Annotated in this window: 17 protein-coding genes; 4 read left to right on the forward strand and 13 right to left on the reverse strand. The window is 69.4% G+C overall.

What is annotated here, in order from left to right; all coding sequences use genetic code 11:
• Positions 1–4 precede the first annotated feature (4 nt).
• The 4 genes from HTA01S_RS05140 to HTA01S_RS05155 all read left to right on the forward strand — a co-directional run bounded on the left by HTA01S_RS05140 (position 5) and on the right by HTA01S_RS05155 (position 4444).
• Positions 5–859 (forward strand): enoyl-CoA hydratase family protein, encoded by an 855-nt coding sequence (locus HTA01S_RS05140; protein WP_068167505.1) that lies wholly within the window; start codon positions 5–7, stop codon positions 857–859.
• Between the two features lies 1 nt (position 860).
• The gene (locus HTA01S_RS05145) at positions 861–2063 is read left to right on the forward strand and encodes an acyl-CoA dehydrogenase family protein (protein WP_084235863.1); all 1203 of its coding nucleotides are present in this window, start codon (positions 861–863) and stop codon (positions 2061–2063) included.
• Positions 2064–2229: 166 nt separating this feature from the next.
• A complete protein-coding gene (locus HTA01S_RS05150) occupies positions 2230–3873 on the forward strand; it encodes an AMP-binding protein (protein ID WP_068167506.1) in 1644 nt (547 codons plus the stop codon).
• Positions 3874–4051: 178 nt separating this feature from the next.
• Complete coding sequence (locus tag HTA01S_RS05155) at positions 4052–4444, forward strand: RidA family protein (RefSeq protein ID WP_068167507.1); 393 nt, start codon at positions 4052–4054, stop codon at positions 4442–4444.
• 3 nt (positions 4445–4447) lie between these two features.
• Here the strand turns inward: HTA01S_RS05155 and HTA01S_RS05160 are convergent, their stop codons facing one another.
• From HTA01S_RS05160 to HTA01S_RS05220, 13 genes are read right to left on the reverse strand one after another with little or no spacing between them, the layout of a single operon-like run.
• Positions 4448–5428 (reverse strand): NAD-dependent epimerase/dehydratase family protein, encoded by a 981-nt coding sequence (locus HTA01S_RS05160; RefSeq protein WP_068167508.1) that lies wholly within the window; start codon positions 5426–5428, stop codon positions 4448–4450.
• Positions 5429–5445: 17 nt separating this feature from the next.
• Positions 5446–6447 (reverse strand): fumarylacetoacetate hydrolase family protein, encoded by a 1002-nt coding sequence (locus HTA01S_RS05165; RefSeq protein ID WP_068167509.1) that lies wholly within the window; start codon positions 6445–6447, stop codon positions 5446–5448.
• A 28-nt stretch (positions 6448–6475) separates the two neighbouring features.
• The gene (locus tag HTA01S_RS05170; protein ID WP_068167510.1) at positions 6476–7054 is read right to left on the reverse strand and encodes a cupin domain-containing protein; all 579 of its coding nucleotides are present in this window, start codon (positions 7052–7054) and stop codon (positions 6476–6478) included.
• Between the two features lie 30 nt (positions 7055–7084).
• On the reverse strand, positions 7085–7879 hold the full coding sequence (locus HTA01S_RS05175) for a cyclase family protein (RefSeq protein WP_068167511.1): 795 nt from the start codon (positions 7877–7879) through the stop codon (positions 7085–7087).
• Positions 7876–9030, reverse strand: a complete 1155-nt coding sequence (locus HTA01S_RS05180; protein ID WP_068167512.1) for an MFS transporter — start codon at positions 9028–9030, stop codon at positions 7876–7878. Before HTA01S_RS05180 ends, HTA01S_RS05175 begins: the two co-directional genes overlap by 4 nt.
• Before the next feature lie 13 nt (positions 9031–9043).
• Complete coding sequence (locus HTA01S_RS05185) at positions 9044–10174, reverse strand: FAD-dependent oxidoreductase (RefSeq protein WP_068167513.1); 1131 nt, start codon at positions 10172–10174, stop codon at positions 9044–9046.
• A gap of 24 nt (positions 10175–10198) precedes the next feature.
• Positions 10199–10564, reverse strand: coding sequence for a Rieske (2Fe-2S) protein (locus HTA01S_RS25115; protein WP_157571976.1), 366 nt, complete (start codon positions 10562–10564; stop codon positions 10199–10201).
• A complete protein-coding gene (locus tag HTA01S_RS05195; protein ID WP_068167515.1) occupies positions 10561–11514 on the reverse strand; it encodes a VOC family protein in 954 nt (317 codons plus the stop codon). The genes HTA01S_RS25115 and HTA01S_RS05195 overlap by 4 nt, the downstream gene beginning before the upstream one ends.
• A gap of 31 nt (positions 11515–11545) precedes the next feature.
• Complete coding sequence (locus tag HTA01S_RS05200; RefSeq protein ID WP_068167516.1) at positions 11546–12382, reverse strand: EthD domain-containing protein; 837 nt, start codon at positions 12380–12382, stop codon at positions 11546–11548.
• A gap of 55 nt (positions 12383–12437) precedes the next feature.
• Positions 12438–13601, reverse strand: coding sequence for an alpha/beta hydrolase family protein (locus HTA01S_RS05205; RefSeq protein ID WP_068167517.1), 1164 nt, complete (start codon positions 13599–13601; stop codon positions 12438–12440).
• A gap of 45 nt (positions 13602–13646) precedes the next feature.
• Complete coding sequence (locus HTA01S_RS05210) at positions 13647–14651, reverse strand: universal stress protein (protein ID WP_068167518.1); 1005 nt, start codon at positions 14649–14651, stop codon at positions 13647–13649.
• An 11-nt stretch (positions 14652–14662) separates the two neighbouring features.
• Positions 14663–17053 carry an efflux RND transporter permease subunit gene (locus HTA01S_RS05215; RefSeq protein ID WP_068167519.1) on the reverse strand — a complete coding sequence of 797 codons (2391 nt, stop codon included), beginning with the start codon at positions 17051–17053 and terminating at the stop codon, positions 14663–14665.
• A complete protein-coding gene (locus HTA01S_RS05220) occupies positions 17050–18096 on the reverse strand; it encodes a WD40/YVTN/BNR-like repeat-containing protein (RefSeq protein ID WP_157571977.1) in 1047 nt (348 codons plus the stop codon). The genes HTA01S_RS05215 and HTA01S_RS05220 overlap by 4 nt, the downstream gene beginning before the upstream one ends.
• Between the last annotated feature and the right edge of the window lie 11 nt (positions 18097–18107).

Raw genomic sequence — 18107 nt, forward strand, 5'->3', positions numbered from 1 at the left:
GAAAATGAAACACCCCATCCCCGACCACAACCCCATGCGCGGCCAGTACAGCGCCATGGCCAACAACCAGCCCCAGCACTTCGCCCTCAGCGTCAACGAGGGCGTGGCCACCGTCACGCTCAACCGCCCCGAGCGCAAGAACCCGCTGACGTTCGATTCCTACGCCGAGTTGCGCGACTGGTTCCTGGCTCTGCAGCGCGCCACCGACATCAAGGCCGTGGTGCTCACCGGTGCGGGCGACAACTTCTGCTCGGGCGGCGACGTGCACGAGATCATCGGCCCGCTCACCAAGATGAGCATGCCCGAGCTGCTGGCCTTCACCCGCATGACGGGCGCGCTGGTGAGCGCCATGCGCGCCTGCCCGCAGCCCATCGTGGCCGCGCTTGACGGCGTGTGCGCCGGGGCTGGCGCGATGATGGCGCTGGCCTCGGACCTGCGCCTGGGCACGCCCGCGGCCACGGTCGCGTTCCTGTTCACCCGCGTGGGCCTGGCCGGTGCCGACATGGGCGCCTGCGCCCTGCTGCCGCGCATGATCGGCCAGGGTCGCGCCAGCGAGCTGCTGTTCACCGGCCGCGCCATGTCGGCCACCGAAGGCCAGGCCTGGGGCTTCTTCAACGCGCTGCACGAGAGCGCCGCGCTGCTGCCCGCCGCCCACAAGCTCGCGGCCCAGCTGGCACAAGGCCCCACCTTCGCCCACGGCATGACCAAGACCATGCTGCACCAGGAATGGGCCATGACGCTGGACCAGGCCATCGAAGCCGAAGCCCAGGCCCAGGCCATCTGCATGCAGACGCAGGACTTCCGGCGCGCCTACGAAGCCTTCGCGGCCAAGCAGCGCCCGCAGTTCCAGGGAGACTGATGTGGTTGCCTTTGAACACCCCCATCCACACGGCGCGCTGGCGCCGACCGCGCACCTCGAACTGCCCTTCTTCGACGACGCCCACCGCGCACTGGCCAACGGCCTCGTGGCCTGGGCACGCGAACAACACGTGGACGAGTCCGACGACCGCGCCGCCTGCAAAGAGTGGGTACAACGCCTGGGCGCGGCGGGCTGGCTGCGCTACTGCGTGCCCGAGGCCCACGGCGGCGCGCTGCCCGCGCTGGACTCGCGCGCCCTGGTGATCCTGCGCGAGACCCTGGCCTACCACTCCCCGCTGGCCGACTTCGCGTTCGCCATGCAGGGCCTGGGCAGCGGCGCCATCACGCTCGCGGGCACGCCGGCACAGCGGGCGCACCACCTGCCCGCCGTGGCCAGCGGCGACCAGATCGCGGCCTTTGCGCTGAGCGAACCCGAGGCCGGCTCCGACGTGGCGGCCATGGCGCTGCGCGCCACGCCAACGGCGAGCGGCTGGACGCTCAACGGCCAGAAGACCTGGATCAGCAACGGCGGTATGGCCGACTTCTACGTGGTGTTCGCCAAGACCGAGCCGGACGCCGGCGCGCGCGGCATCAGCGCCTTCATCGTCAACGCCGACGCGCCGGGCCTGGACAGCAGCGCCCACATCCAGGTGATGGCGCCGCACCCGCTGGCCACGCTCACGTTCATGGACTGCCACGTCGGCAGCGATGCCCTGGTGGGCAGCGTCAACGGCGGCTTCAAGCTCGCCATGCAGACGCTGGACATCTTCCGCGCCTCGGTGGCCGCCGCCGCGCTGGGCATGGCGCGCCGCGCCTTCGCCGAAGCCGTGGCCCATGCCAAGACGCGCAAGATGTTCGGCCAGACCCTGGCCGACTTCCAGCTCACGCAAGCGAAGCTGGGCGAGATGAGCGCCCTGATCGACGCCTCCGCCATGCTCACCTACCGCGCCGCCTGGATGCGCGACCGCAGCAGCGCCAACGGCGCGGGCACCCCCGCCTACACGGCCGCGGCGGCCAGCGCCAAACTCACCGCTACCGAAAACGCGCAGCGCGTGATCGACATGGCGCTGCAGATGTTCGGTGGGCGCGGCGTGCAGGTGGGCCAGCCCATCGAACACCTGTACCGCGACATCCGCTCGCTGCGCATCTACGAGGGCGCGAGCGAGGTGCAGTTGCTCATTCTGGGCAAACAGGCTTTGAGATGACACACCCCCGCCGCGCTCCGCGCGCCCCCCTCAAGGGGGCGGGCACTGGCCGTCCGGCAAAGCCGGCCCGGCGGTGCCCCTCGGCTGGACCGCTTCATGCGTTGCGGATCACGGTCCGGAGCGTGTCGGGCCGGCAGCGAACGCAGACTGAATGAAGGAGCCCCCCATGCCATCCGCTCAAGTTGATCGATTCGTCCACGACCGCTTGCCGCCGCGCGAGCAGTGGCCCGAGCTGCGCTACGACCTGCCCGAGCTGCAGCAGTTGCCCGGGCAGCTCAACGCCGTGCAGGCGCTGTTGGATCGTGCGCTGGCCAACGGCCATGCCGACCGGCCGTTCCTGCGCAGCGACGAGCGCACGCTGAGCTACGCGCAGGCCCGCGCCGAGGTGAACCGCATCGCCAACGTGCTCACCCGCGACATGGGCCTGGTGCCCGGCAACCGGGTGCTGCTGCGCGGCGGCAACTCGGTCGCCATGGCGCTGGCCTGGTTGGCCGTGGTGCAGGCCGGCCTGATCGCGGTGGCCACCATGCCGCTGCTGCGCGCCACCGAGCTCCAGTCCATCATCGACAAGTCCAAGCCTTCAGCGGCGCTGTGCGACGTGAAGCTGCAGGACGAACTCAAGACCGCGCTCGCGGCCGACCCAGACACCGCGAGCATGCCCATGCGCGTGTTCAACACCGGCGACGCGGCGATTGTGTTACCCGACTCGCTGGAGGCCCTGGCGCGCCATGCCAGCGACCAGGCCACGCCCTGCCCCACCAGCGCCGACGACATCGCCCTGCTGGCCTTCACCTCGGGCACCACCGGTCGCCCGAAAGCCGCCGTGCACACGCACCGCGACCTGATCGCCGCCTGCGAGACCTGGCCGCGCCACGTGCTGCGCGCCACACCCGACGACATCGTGATGGGCTCGCCCCCGCTGGCCTTCACCTTCGGCCTGGGCGGCCTGCTGGTGTTTCCCATGTGGGCGGGCGCCTCGGTGTATTTCCCCAGCATTCCGTACACGCCGGAGGCCATGGTCAAGCTCATTGGCCAGGTGGGCGCCACCATCTGCTACACCGCGCCCACCTTCTACCGCCAGATGGCTGCGTTCGCGAAGCAGCACGGCATCGGGAAACTGCGCATCAGCGTGAGCGCGGGCGAGGGCCTTCCCGATGCGACCCGTCAGCTCTGGAAAGAAGCCAGTGGGCTGGAGATGCTCGACGGCATCGGCGCCACCGAGATGTTCCACATCTTCATCTCCTCGCCACCCGAGGCGGTGCGCCGCGGCGCGGTCGGCCAGGTGGTGCCGGGCTACGAGGCCCGGATCGTGGACGAACAAGGCCAGCCCGTGCCGCACGGCCAGGTGGGCCGGCTGGCCGTGAAAGGCCCCACCGGCTGCAAGTACCTGGACGACGCACGCCAGGCGCAGTACGTGAAGGACGACTGGAACTTCCCCGGCGACGCCTTCAGCCAGGACGCCGACGGCTACTTCTTCTACCAGGCGCGCACCGACGACATGATCATCACCGCCGGCTACAACGTGGCCGGCCCGGAGGTGGAGGCCTCGCTGCTGCTGCACCCGGCGGTGGCCGAGTGCGGCGTGGTCGGCCGCCCCGACGACGAGCGCGGCATGGTCATCGTGGCCTACGTGGTGCTCAAGCCCGGCGAGGCCGCCGATGCCGCCCAGGTCAAGGCCCTGCAGGACCACGTGAAACACACCCTGGCACCCTACAAGTACCCACGCGACGTGGTCTTCGTGGACAAGCTGCCGCGCACCGAAACCGGCAAGCTGCAGCGTTTCGCGCTGCGCCAGCGGGCCAGGACATGACACCCCCCGCGTCGCCTCACGGCGCCACCCCCCTCTCTGGCGCCTTCGGCTTGGAGGGGGGCGACACCTGGGGCCGGCGGAGCCGGACCCTCGGTGTCCCTGGGTTGGTCTGTGGCGCTCGCGGGTGGGCTGGCAGTGTCCACCACCCTTGCTTTTTTCTTTGAATGACGGCTCTCACATGAAACACCTGCAACCTCCCGGCTGGGCCACCCCCAAGGGATACGCCAACGGCATCGCCGCGCGCGGCACGATGGTCTTCGTCGGCGGCCAGATCGGCTGGAACGGCGCCCAGCAGTTCGAGAGCGACGACTTCATCGCGCAGACCCGCCAGACCCTGCTCAACATCCGCGAGGTGCTGGCCTGCGCCGGCGCCGGCCCCGAGCACATGGTGCGCATGACCTGGTACATCGTGGACCGGGTCGAATACAACGCCCGGCTGCGCGAACTCGGCGGCGTGTACCGCGAGGTGATGGGCAAACACTTCCCGGCCATGACCTGCGTCCAGATCGCGGCCCTGGTGGAAGCGCGGGCCAAGGTGGAGATCGAGGTCACGGCGGTGCTGCCGGACTGAGGCTCAGGCGCCCTGCCCCGGCGGCTCGGGCGGCGCCAGCGCCCCGCGCACCAGCGCCTCCAGGTCGGCATCCCCGCGGAACCCCGCGGCCTGCGCGCGGGCCGTGCGCAGTGGGGGAAAGCGGCCGAACAGTGCCTCGATGCGGGCATCGGGGGCCCAGCGCACCAGATCGTCCACGGGCGTGCCGTGCACGCGGCCGACCGCCTGCGCCAGTTCGGCCATGGCAAAACGCAGCGTGGGCAGGGTCAGCACGCGCTCGCCGCCGATCAGGGCCGGGTCGAAGCGGGCCGCGTGCAGCAGTTGTTCCACCACGCAGGGCAGCGAGGAGGCCCAGGTGGTGGCCTGGGGCGAGGTGGGGCAGGTGAAGGGACGGCCCGCCGCCAGCTCGCGGATCAGGTCACTCAGGAAGGCCGAGAGCTGTCCGGTGCGCTCGGGGGGGCGGGCCAGCACGCCGGGGATGCGCACCGAGCGCCCGTCCACCCAGCCGCGACGGCTGAAGTCGTTGACCAGCACCTCGCCCACGAGTTTGTGCGCCCCATAGCTCAGCTGCGGCCGCGCGGGCGTGTCGTCGTCCACCTTGGCGGGCATGGTGCCAAAGACCGCAATGGAACTGGCGAATACGAACACCGGCGCCGCTCCGCCCCGCACCACCTGCTGACGCCCCTGCTCCAGCAGGGTCTGGGTGGCGTCCAGGTTGACGCGACGCGCCAGCTCGTAATGCTGTTCGGCCGTGCCACCGGGAACGCTGGCGAGGTGGAACAGCAGGTCGATGGGCGGTCGCTCGGCCAATGCCGCGCGCAAGGCCGTCGCGTCGCCCATGTCGATCGCCCGCTGGCACACGCCCGCTCCCGCCGCGCGCTCGAAGGCCAGGTCCATCAGCGTGAGCTGGCCGACGGCCCGCCTGCCCAGCGGGCGGCCCGGCATCAGGCGCTGCGCCAGGGCGCGACCGAGGAATCCGGCGGCGCCGGTGATCAGCACGTGCATGGCATACCCACCCACGCTCAGGCAGCGCCTGCTGTGGCGGCCATGGCGACCACGCGCTGGTCGATCACGCCAAACGGTCCGTCCGCGCCACCGTCGAAGCGGGCCTGCATGCGCACGCGGTCGCCGAATCGCATGAAGCCGGTGCGGATCTCTCCCTGGTCGATCTTCTCGATCACGCGTCGTTCGGCGATGCAGGCCGAACCGGCCGCACGCGACACGTTGGACACCGTGCCCGAGCCGACGATGCTGCCGGCCGTGAGCCGGCGCGTGCGCGCCGCGTGGGCGATGAGCTGGCCGAAGTGGAAGTTCATCTCGCCGCCGTGCGGCTCACCGAAGCGCTCGCCGTTCCACTGCACCTGCAGCCGCATCTGCACCCGGCCGTCGCGCCAGGCCTCGCCCAGTTCGTCGGGCGTCACCGCCACGGGCGCGAAGGCGGTGGAGGGTTTGGCCTGCAGAAAGCCGAAGCCGGTCTTCATTTCGTGTGGGCCCAGCGCACGCAGGCTCCAGTCGTTGATCTGCACCACCAGGCGCACGCAGGCCAGTGCCGCCTCGGGCGACACGCCCATCGGCACCGGCCCGGTGACCACACCGAACTCGCCCTCGAAGTCGATGCCGTCGGCCTCGCTGGGCAGCGGCACGTCGTCGTGCGGGCCCAGGAAGTCGTCGCTCGCGCCCTGGTACATCACCGGCACGGTGTCGAACAGCGGGATGGGCGGAGCGTTGAAGGCCTCCTCCATCAGGCGACCGTGGTTCAGAAAGGCCGAGCCGTCGAGCCATTGTGGGCAACGCGGCAAGGGGGCCGCGCAGGCGGCGGGGTCAAAGGCGAAGGCGCCGGGCGCGCTGCCGGCGTTGAGCGACTCGTACAGATCGCACAGCGGCAGGTGGACCTCGTCCCAGCGTTGCAGGGCGTCAATCAGGCTGGCCGCGACGGCGCTGGCGCGCACGGCGCGCTGCCCGTCGCGCGAGACCAGGGCGAGGCAGCCGTCGAGCGTGCCGTCTTTGAGGGTGGCGAATTTCATGGGGGTGTTCCCGGCAATGGGGGTGGTGTCAGCGCGCGGCCAGCGCGGCCGCCAGGGAGGGCTCGTAGGCGCCGTCGACCAGCACGAACAGCACGCGGCAGGGCTGGCCCGAGCGGTTGGCCCAGGCGTGGTTGCTGCCGCGCTGCACGACCACGCTGCCGGGCTTGAGTTGCACCTCGCTGTCGTCGAGCACCAGGGTCAGCTCACCCTCGATCACGATACCGTAGTCGACCGACTCGGTGCGGTGCATCAGCGGGTGGGGGGAATGGGCCTTCACGGTCGACGCCTCCTCGTCGCCGATCTGGGCAAAGGCGTCCTTCATCTTGCCGGCGCCCTGGGCCAGGAACTCGGCCGTGTCGGGCGGGATGTCGACGAAGCGGATGCGCGTGCCCTGTTTGGGCGGCGGCAGCATCAGCGGGCCCAGCGTCGGGTCGGCGGCGTTGTCCACCGGGGCGGGGGTGGCGGCGGTGCTCCAGACCTCGTGGAACACCGTGCCTGGGATCGCGGTGATCTCGACCACGGTGGGCAGCGGGCCGCTGCTCGCGACGATGGCTTTGCCGTCGGCGTCGTGGCCGGTGACGACGCGGTGGATGGGTGGGAAGCTCATGGCGTGTCCGTCTTCAAATCGGTTTTCAGTTCAGTCTTCAAAAATCGCCACCGCGCGTGTCCAGCCGGCCGAGGCGCCGCGGATCTTGTGCGGGAAACAGCTGATGGTGAAACCCGTAGGCGGCAAGGCTTCGAGGTTGTGCAGCTTTTCCAGGTGGCAGTAGCCGATGTCGCGGCCGGCCTTGTGGCCTTCCCAGATCAGCGCCTTGTTGCCGGTCTCGGCCACGCGCTGAGCGGTGTAGGAAAAGGGCGCGTCCCAGCTCCAGGCGTCGGTGCCCGTGAGGCGCACGCCGCGCTCCAGCAGGTACATGGTGGCCTCGTAGCCCATGCCACAGCCCGCGCCCAGGAAGTCGGGCTGGCCGTAGCGCGAGCCGGCGCGGGTGTTGACCACCACGATGTCCAGCGGCTCCAGGGTGTGGCCAATGCGTTGAAGTTCGGCTTCGACATCGGCCGCGGTGGCCACGTAGCCGTCGGGGAAGTGGCGGAAGTCCAGCTTCACGCCCGGCTGGAAACACCACGCCAGCGGCACCTGGTCGATGGTGATCGAGGGCCTGCTGCCGCCGTTCTTCGCGTCCTGCGTGGAGTGGAAGTGCCAGGGTGCGTCGAGGTGGGTGCCGTTGTGCGTGGTCAGCGTCACCCACTCGGCGGCCGCGGCCTCGCCGTCGGGGTAGTCCTCGGGCGCGGTGCCCGGCAGCATGGCCATGAATTCGGGCAGGGTGTCGGCGTGTTTCTGGTAGGTGATCTTCGGCGCCAGCGGCGGCGGATCGGAGAGCACGTCGTTTTCCAGGTAGATCGAGAGATCGACAAAGCGGCGTTGTGGTTTCATGCGGGCACCTGTGCGACAGCAGTGGGGACCTGTCCCGGCAAGCGCGACATGCAGAACACCGCCACGCCACCGATCAGCACCGCGGCCAGACCCAGGCTGCCGTAGCCGGCCGTCTTCACCAGGGTGCCGCCGAACACCGGGCCGATGGCGGCGCCCACCATCAGCATCGCGGGCGTGGCGGCCATGGCGCGGCCGCTGGGTTCCAGCCGCGCCATCAATCCGAAGGCGAAGGTGTGGGTGAAGATCATCACGGCGGCGAACACCGAGGCCGCCGCGGCGTAGGCGTAGAAGCTGGGCGCGTTCATGATCGTCGCGGCCAGCAGCGCCTGGATCACCGGGCCGGCCAGCAGCACGCGGCGCGCATGCCAGCGTTTTTCCAGCATCGCCGCCAATCCGGCAGGCAACAGGTTGACCATGCCCAGCACCACCAGCACGCCCGTGATCAGGGTCAGGCTGTAGCCCCGGTCGGAGCCGACCCGCTCCAGAAAGCTGAAGGTCATCGACTGCACCAGGGCCATGGCGCTGATGCCCACGATACCGAACCAGACGGCGCGTGGAATGCGGGTGGCGGGCGTGCCCACCGCCATGGCCTCGCGCTCGGGCTGCGGAAAGCCGACCGCACAAACCAGTGAGGCCAGCAGCATCACCGCACCAAAGATGGCGAACAGCATGTAGCCACCGGCCGCCTCGATCACTTTGGGTGAAGCACCGAGGAACAGCACCGCGAACACCCCCAGGCCGATACCGACGATGGCGAATTTCAGGTGCGGGTTGAAACTGCGCGCGATGGTGCCGTGGGTGACGCTCAGCGCGGCCCCGGCGGCCAGGCCGCCAACCGCGTGGAGCACCGCCATGGTGGCGTAGTCCTGCGGCTGCGACAGCGCGCCGAAGCAGGCGGCCGCCAGGGCGTAGCCGCCCGCGGCCACCCAGCGCCCCTTGACCCGCTGGAAACGCGAGGCCAGGAAGACGCTGGAGACCACCGCGCCGATCAGGAACAGCGTGGCCAGGCCGCCGGCCTGCTGCGGGTCGAGCTGGTAGTGCTGGATCAGGGTGCCGACCCAGACAGGCAGCGCAACCAGGTCGATCATGCCGGCGCAGTGGGCGACGATCAGGGCCACGTGGCCGAAGGTGCTGGTGGAGTGTGTGTTCATCGTGCTCTCCGGGTCAGATGGGCTGGGCCAGCGCCATCAGCGACTCGCGCATGATGCGGCTGTGCTCCTGCTTGTCACCGCCCTCGATCTCGATGCGGCACAGGCGTTCGGAGTTGCGGATCACCAGTTCGCAGCGGCCGAAGCGGCGGGCGTGGAACCGGTCCAGCGCCGTCTGCAGATCGTCGGCGGCGCCCAGTTCCTCGGCCAGCACGATACCGCTCTCGATGCCGATGCCGGCTCCCGAGGCCAGGTGCGGCGTGGTGGCGGCCACGGTGTCTCCGATCAGGACCACGCGGCCCCGGTTCCAGGGGGCGGGCACCAGCAGATTGGCCAGCGGGCGGTAGTCGATGGCGGCCTCGGGGGTGAGCGCGTGCGGAATCAAGGACTGGATCAGCGGATCGGGGAAGGCGCCCATCAGGTCGGCGAACACCTGCGGCCAGGTGGTCGTGTCGATGTGTTCCTTGGTCGGCCGGTCTTCGGTGATGAACATGTACATGTGCGTCTTCGAGACCGGGTTGACGCCGATCTTGATGTGCTCATCGAGCCACATGCGCGGGCGGATGACGGTGTCGGGGCGGGGCATCACGGCACGCCAGACGCCTTGGCCGATGTATTCGGGTGGCTTGACCTCCGGGAAGAAGGCCGCACGCAGCGCCGAGTGCACGCCGTCGGCGCCAATCACCAGGTCATAACGACCGCTGCGTCCGTCGGTGAAGGTGACGTCCACGCCATCGGCATCCTGTGCGATCGCCGTGTGCGTGCAGCCCAGATGCACCTCGACGCCGGCCTGGCGTGTCGCCTCCGAAAGGATGCGGGCCAGGACCGGTCGCATGATCCCTCCTCCGCCGCCCACGCTGGAGCCCATGGGGGACGGCGTCGGGATGTCGGCCATCTTGTGGCCGTTGGGTGTGCAGAGCTCCAGCCCGTCGGACACCATGCCATGCTCGACCACGGCCTCGTACACGCCCAGTGTCTGCAGGGCGCGCAGCGTCGGCCCGCTGACCGTGATGCCTGCGCCCAGTGGGCACCAGTGCGGATCGATCTCCACCAGGTCGACGGCGACGCCGACCTTGCGCAACTGGATCGCGGCCGCCATGCCGGAGAAGCCGCCGCCGATCACCAATACCTTGTTCACTGCTGTCATGTTGTCACCTCGTAGGATAGTTTTTCAAATCTTGTTCATCAGGGCCAGCACCTTCACCTGGCCATCCTGGTCCACCACCAGCTCGCGCCGCCTCAGGGATTGCCCCAGGCATGGCCCCTGCACGCACAGCCCGCTGGCTTTGTCGAACAGCGCGCCGTGCGCATGGCACTGCACATGGGTGCCGCTCGCGTTCAGGTACGCGTGCCGTCTCCAGGCCATGGGCACCCCCATGTGCGGACAGGCGTTGGCCCAGGCGTGCAACCGGCCTTCATGCCGCAGGACGAAGAGCGTGTCCTGCCCTTCTCCCTCAGGGTCGAAGCCGCGCACCTGCCCTTCCGCCAGTTCGTGGTCGTGACACAGCGGCCAGCGGTGCGTGCCCATGGCATTCATGCGTAGTCGCCGTTGGCGGATGAGCCGGGGCCGGGGATCCACGTTTCCCGGGAGCGCAGCAAAAAGGCCTGTGAGGCGTCGGCACTCATCGGCACCTCGCGCGCGGTCCAGGTGCTGTCGTGCAGGTCCATGTCCGCGTCCATCTCCACGTGGCAGGCAAACGGGCTGTTGAAGTACCAGAACCAGTTGGAGCCAAACCAGTGGCGACCCGGCCCCCAGAAGGCCTGGTAGCCCTTTTCGATGAATTGGCTGCCGTTGCGCATCACTTCGGTCGGTCCGTTGAAGTGGAAGGTGAAGTGCTCCACGCCCTTCATGAACTCCGGCGCGCCGATCAGGAAGTGCGAATGGTGTTCGAGCGAGCCGCCGGGTTGCAGGAACGGGCCGACGCCGGTGAAACGGTCGGTGCAACGAAAGCCCAGGCGGTTCACGTAGAAGGCTTCGGCCTTGGCCACATCGGGCACGAAGTAGACGATGTGCGAGAGCGTGCGCGCACGGATCGGCCCGGCGGCGGGATCGACCCCCAGTTGGTTGGCGCGGCGCTGGAACGGTGAGCCAGGCACGTTGGCGATTTCGCCTGGCAGGCCCGGGTCGCGCTTGCGGGAAATCTGGAAGCCCAGCGTGAAGCCGGCGTCGTCGACCGACTCCAGGCTGCCGTCGGCCAGGCGCTTGACGTCGCGGTCCTTGCCCAGCTCGGCCGCGATGGCGTCCAGCGTGGCGGCATCGGTCACGCCCAGTACCGTCTTGCGCAGCAGGCAGCCGTTGGGCATGGCCGGGGGCAGGGCGCTGTCGCTAGCCAGGGCGAGTTCGACCGCCGAGCCATCGAGCGCTTCGTAGCGGCCACCGCGGGCGTCCTCGCGCGCCGCGATCAAGCCATAGTCCTTGAGGTACTGTGCGCAGCCGTCGAGGTCCTCGACGCCAAATACCAGGGTTTCCAGTCCGGTGATTTTCATGGTGTGTCCTATCGGAGGTGGGGTGAAGGGGTCATTGGGGGCCGGCATGGACCACGTCCTCGCGGGCCAGCAGCGCGAAATGGCTGCCGGCGGCCGCCAGGCCGGGACGGACCAGGGTGTCGTTCACCCAGGCGTTCCACCGCCCCAGGAACTCGTAGGCGCTGGCTTCGTCGCCGAACCAGCATTCATCGATGCCGTCGAGGGGCGCTGGGCCCATGGGCGTCGGCAGCGTGTCGTTCTGCACATGGCGCAACGGGCCGCTGCCCCCCGTGGTCCATGCCGTCGAGCCCCAGGCGCGGCGGAAGTCTTCTGGGGCGGCGTTGGCTGCCCGTTGCACGAAGCCGAAGAGCTTGACGCGCTGGTTGCCTGGCACGGGAGTGCCCGCCACCACGCGCTCGCGCACGGGCATGAAGACGACGTTGGCCTGGTCGACGAAGTTGTCTTCGTCGTGCTTGACCTTCTGCAGGTAGAACGGCGACTGCCGGGCGCGGCCCAAGGTCTGCAGGTCGGGCACCCAGATCTGGGTGACGAAGTCGCGGTTCAGCGCAAAGGGGTCGGTACCGGGGACGCTGGCGCGGAAGGAGCCGTCAAACACCGCGTTCTGCACATAGCGCCGCGGGGCGTTGGCGGGGTCGGCCGCGATGTTCTGCAGCACCAGCTCGCCATGGACCTTGCGGATGTGGTGACGGTGCTCGGCCAGGGTGGTGCCGGGCCTACGGCGCCCGACGATGATGAGCTTCACGGCCAGATCGGGGTGGATGGGGCTGCTCTGGCCGGGGGCTGCGGCCTGGGCCGGCGTTCCGCCGTTGGCGGCGCCCAGCGCTATGGAGGCCAGCAGCAGCCTGCGCCGGTCGATCGAGATGTCCATGGAGGTCGTTTCTTGGGAAATGGGTTTGATGGCAGGGTTCAACGGTCGGCAAGGATCAGGCCGTGCGGCCACCCAGGGTTTCGGCCAGCCAGTCAGCGATGTAGTGGCCGGCGTTGATGGAGTTGTCGAAGCTGGCGTGCTGGGCGCCACCTTCGCGGTCGGTGAAGACCTTGAGTTCGCGCTTGGGGCTGTTGATCAGCTGCTCATAAGTGCGGTGCGCCCACTTGAGCGGGATCTGCGAATCCTTTTCACCGTGCGTCACCAGGAACGGCACGCGGATCTTCTCGACCACGCCGTCCAAGTGCACGTCCTCGGCGATGCGCATGAAGTCATCGATGTCCTTGGCGCCCCAGACCCAGCAGACGTGGGCCCAGTAGTGCGGCACCGGGAAGTCGCCTTCCTTCTCCAGCCGGCGCTTCTGCACGTCGCGCCAGTCGTGGTTGGCACCCCAGGCCACGCCGCAGGCAAATCGCGGCTCCATCGCGACGGCGCGCGGGCAGTAGTAGCCGCCGAGCGAGACGCCCTCGCAGCCGATGCGCTTGGGGTCCACGTCGTCGCGCTGCTCCAGCCAGTCGACCACGCGGCTGGCCCAGTGCTCGGTGTCGAAGCGTGCGGTCAGGCCCTGCAGGCGCAGCGCCTCGCCCGTGCCGGGCTGGTCCACCACCAGGGACGACACGCCGCGTTTGGCCAGCCAGAGCGGCAGACCGACGAGATGCTTCATCTCCTTGGTCGAATCCAGACCGTTGAGCTGCACACACAGGGGCGCGCGCTCGCCGGGCTGCAGGCCATCGGCGGGGTAGTACAACGCCGAGAGGTGCTTGCCTTCATACGGAATCTCCACCCGCTGGACCTTGTCGCCCAGCAGGCGCGAGCCCTTCTCGAACAGCGCCAGCTCGCGCTGGTAGATCGCCAGCCGGCCGGGTGCATTGTGTGCCTGAAGCCGCTCGGCGGTGATCAGGTAGCTGGCCGCGCGGCGGTATTTTTCGCCGGCCGACAACAGGCGGCCCATGGCCTCGTCTTCGGCGGCCAGTTCGCAGAGCCGGTCGGCCATGCGCACCCAGGTCTCGCGGAAGGCGGCCGTGCCGGCGGCGTCCGGCGCCTTGGCGGCCTCCTGCAGGGGGGCGCACATCTGCTCGATTTCGCCGATGCGCGCGCCCATCTCGATCGCGAGATCGACCGAGAGGTTCCAGACGTAGTTGGTGGGGAAATACTTGAACATGTTCGTGTGTGAAGCAATGAAGTGAGAGCGTTGTGATGAAGCGTTTCAGGCCCTGCGAGCCAGTTCCAGCAGCCGCGAGGCCAGGCGATCGAAGGACTCGCCGGTTCCGAGGCGTGGGTCGGCGTTGGCCTCGAAAGCCTCGGCGATGGCCCGCCAGTCCTCGGGCAGCAGGTGCTGGCTGGCGGCGGGCAGCACCACTTTTTCTTCGTGGTCCATGTGGCGCCATTGCTGATGTGCGAAGGTCTGCGCCTGCGCGGCAAAGTCCGTCAGCTCCTCGGCCCGCAGGCTGCGTTGCAGCGCGACAAAAGCGCTGGCACCCTGGGCGTGCTGTGCCTGCAGCTCATCCAGCAGTCCGTCAAAAGCCGTGGTGCGCTGGCGCAGGCGAGCGAACAGCTGTGTCTCCTCCTTGGGGTGGTGCAGGCGTTCGGGGAACTGCTCGATGTAGAACAGCATGGCCCTCAGCAGTGCCCGGTCCTGTGCTGGCGCAGGGCGCTGTGTTTCGGTCAGCAAGGCGTTGAGCACGGCCGACAGCGATCGGTGTTCATCACGCAGCACCATGAGCGCACGCTGCTCGTCGCTGTATTGCGGCAGGTGGGTTTCCACCGCCATCACCAGCACCGGCAGGTCGGACTGCTCCAGCAACTGGCGAGTGACCGATCCGACGAGCGCGCCCTTGAGACCGCCGAGACCCTTGCGGCGTCCGTGCGAGGCCAGCGCGATCAGGTCGGCGCCTCGCTCATGGGCCGTCCGCAAGATGGCCTCGGCCGGTCGTTCGCTGGTGACCACCAAGGCATGGGCGGTCACACCGGCGGCCCGTGCGGCGGTCTCGGCCCGGGCGACCAGCACGGCGGCGTTGCCCGATGCCGCCTGGGCAAACAGCTCGGGCGACAGGGCGTGCAGCAAGGCACCGTCGCCATGGCTGCTCAGGTCGTCGCGCACGTGCAGGAAACTGAGGCGGGCCGCCGTGGCCCGGGCATAGGCCACGGCACGCTCGATCAGCACGGCGGCCAGCGGGCTTGCATCCAGAGGAACCAGCAGATGTTGATACATGGGGTCTCCCTTCAGCGAACCGCCGGTTGTGCACCGAAAGCCTCGACCACCAGGTCCGGCGCCACGGCTTTTGGCTTGAGCAGGAAATGCGCGAGCGCCGGCACCAGCAGCAGGGCACCCAGCATGTTCCACAGGAACATGAAGGCCAGCAGCAGACCCATGTCGGCCTGGAACTTGATGGGGCTGGCGACCCAGGTGATCACGCCGATGGCCAGGGTGACACCGGTGAGCATCACCACCTTGCCGGTGAACAGCAGGGCGCGGTAGTAGGCGTCCGACAGGCTCTTGCCCTCGCGCAGCTGGGCCAGCGTGATGGACAGGATGTAGAGCGCGTAGTCCACGCCGATGCCCACGCCCAGCGCGATCACCGGCAGCGTGGCCACCTTGACGCCCATGCCCAGCGCCACCATCAGCGCCTCGGCCAAGAACGAGGTCACCACCAGCGGCAGCACCGCCACCACCACCGCGCGCCAGGAGCGGAAGGTGATGAAGCACAGCAGCACCACGGCGCTGTAGACCATCAGCAGCATGGTGCGCCAGGCGTCCTTGACGACGATGTTGGTCGCGGCCTCGATGCCGGCGCTGCCGGCGGCGAGCAGGAACTGCGTGTCGGCCGTGTTGTTGACCCGGGCGAAGGCCTCGACGTGGTCCACCACGCGGCTCAGCGTGTCGGCCTTGTGGTCGCGCAGGTAGACGTAGACCGTGAGCAGGCCGCAGGCGTCGTTGTAGAGGCCGCGCGGCGCGCTGGCCGTCACGGTGTTGAGCATGTCCTGGTTGGGCAGGAACTCGTACCAGCGCGGGTTGCCTTCGTTCAGGCCCGAGAGCACGCGGCGGTTGAGCAGCGCGAGCGTGTTGGTGTTCTCCACGCCGTCGATCTGGCGCAGCTCCCACTCGAGCGCGTCGATCTTGTTGAGCGTCTCGTAGGCCGAACACTGGCCCTCGGGCGTCTTCACCATCACGGCCAGCACGTCGCTGCCCGCGCCGTAGGCCGCGTTCATGAAGGCCACGTCGCGGTTGTAGCGGCTGTCCGCGCGCAGCTCGGGCGCACCGGGGTCGAGGTCGCCGATCTTGAGCTGCGTGCTCGCGACGAAACCGCCCACGCCCATCAGCAGCCCCACGGCCACTGCCACCGAGGCCCAGGGGCGCCGGGTGAAGCGGTCGAGGAAGGCCCACATCGGGTGCTTGTCCGCACCCGCCGCATCGGCCTGTTCGGATCGCAGGCTGCGCGCGGCGGCGCTCGCGCTCACGCCGGTGTAGCTCAACAGGATGGGCAGCAGGATCAGGTTGGTGAAGATCAGCACCGCCACGCCGATGGACGCGGCAGTCGCCAGTTCGCGGATGACCTGGATGTCGATCACCAGCAGCACCGCGAAGCCCACCGCGTCGGCCAGCAGGGCCGTGAGTCCGGCGAGGAACAGCCGGCGGAAGGTGAAGCGCGCGGCCACCAGCTTGTCCACGCCGCGGCCCACGTCCTGCATGATGCCGTTCATCTTCTGCGCGCCGTGGCTCATGCCGATGGCGAACACCAGGAAGGGCACGAGGATCGAATACGGGTCCAGCGCGTAGCCCAGCAGCGGCAGCAGGCCCAGTTGCCAGACCACCGCGATCAGCGAGGCCGTGACCACCAGCAGCGTGGAGCGCACGCAGTGCGTGTACCAGAACACCATGGCGGTGGCGATGGCGACCGCGATGGCGAAGAACACCAGCACCGCCTTCACGCCGTCGATCAGGTCGCCCACGATCTTGGCGAAGCCGGTAATGTGCACCGTGACGCCTTCGGCTTCGTAGGTCGCGCGCAACGCGTCGAGCTGGCCCGAGAGCCGGGCGTAGTCGATGGCCTGGCCTTCGGCGTCCCTGGCGAGCAGCGGCACGAAGATCACCGAGGACTTCGCATCGCGCGCCACGGTCTGGCCGATCTCGCCCGAGCGCGCCACGTTGGCGGCGAGCTGCTGCAGCTTGGGCGGGGAGCCATCGAAGCCGTCGGGGATCACCGGCCCACCTTCGAGGCCGTCTTCGGTCACGCCGACCCAGCGCGTGGTCGGAGTCCACAACGACTTCATGCGCGCGCGGTCCACGCCGGGCAGCAGGAACACCTCGTCGCTCAGGCGCCGCAGGGTGTCGAGGTACTTCGCGTCATAAATGCTCCCTTCGGGCCGCGCCACCGCGATGCGCACCGCGTTGCCCAGGCCACTCAGCTCGGCCTGGTGCGCGAGGTAGTTCTGGATGTAGGAGTGGCTGGTGGGGATGGTCTTTTCGAAGCTGGCGTTGAGCTGCAGGCGCGTGGCCTGCCAGCCCAGCAGCAGCGTGACCAGCGCACACAGCAGCACGACGATGGCGCGGTGGTTGAACAGCGCGCGCTCGATCAGCGAGCCCGAGCGGGGATCGAATGCCTGGGTACTCATTGAAGCGCTCCCGCGTCAACAGGCACCACACCGGCCACACCGAGCGTGAGCAGCGGTCCGTCCTGCAGCGGCAGCAGGGCCGAGGGCATGGGCACCGGGGGCGCCTTCAGCGGCAGCAGCGCATCGCCCTGCAGGCGCAGCACCACGCCGGCCTGGCTGGCGAGCAGCAGCCCGCCTTTGGCGTCGACCGCCATGGCGGTGATGGTGGCCGGCACCGGCGAGGCCAGCTGCGTCCACTGCGCGCCGCCATCGGTGGAGCGCCACACATTGCCGCGCAGCCCGGCCAGCACGGCCTGACCGTCGGCGCGGATCTCACCGGCGAACCAGCTGCCTTTGTAAGGGGAATTCATGGTCTGAAAGGTCTGGCCGCCGTCGCCGGAGCGGGCCAGCAGGCCCTGTTCGCCGGCCAGCAGCAGGGTGTCGCCCGCGCGCCGCGCCACATACCAGTGCAGGGCCTTGGGGTTGGGCAGGCGGTCCATCCAGGGCGCCCAGCTCTCGCCGCCGTCGGCGCTGTAGAAGGCCAGCCCGTAGGCCCCGACCGCGAGCAGGCGCTTGGCGTCCCACTGCAGCACGTCGAGGAAGGGTTTGTCGGGTCCGTCGGCCAGCAGGCGCTCGGCGTCCTGCTGCGCAGCGGGCGTGGTGGCGGCGGCCTTGGCCAGCTCGGCCAGGCGCCGGCCATCGAGGCGCAGGCGCCAGCTGGTGCCCGCGTCGGTGGTGGTCAGCACCGTGCCGCCGTGGCCCACGGCCACGCCGTGTTGCTCGTCGGCGAAGCGCACCATGGTCAGCGTCACGCTCACCGGGCTGGGGGCCTGGCGCCAGTGGGCACCGCGGTCGTCGCTCAGGGCCACGATGCCGCGCTCGCCCACCGCCACCAGGCGCGCGCCGGCCTGGGCCGCCGCGAGCAGCACGGCGCGCTGCGGCGCCTTCACCGCGAGGGCGGGCCGCTGCAGCGCATCGCCCACCCGGGTCTGGGCCAGGGCCGGCCCGGCCACCGCGAGGGTGGTCACGAGCAAGGTCGCAGCGAGGGGTTTCGACAGACGCATGGTGGGGTCCG

Origin of the sequence: Hydrogenophaga taeniospiralis CCUG 15921 (genome assembly GCF_001592305.1) — a bacterium.
Lineage (GTDB): Bacteria > Pseudomonadota > Gammaproteobacteria > Burkholderiales > Burkholderiaceae_C > Hydrogenophaga > Hydrogenophaga taeniospiralis.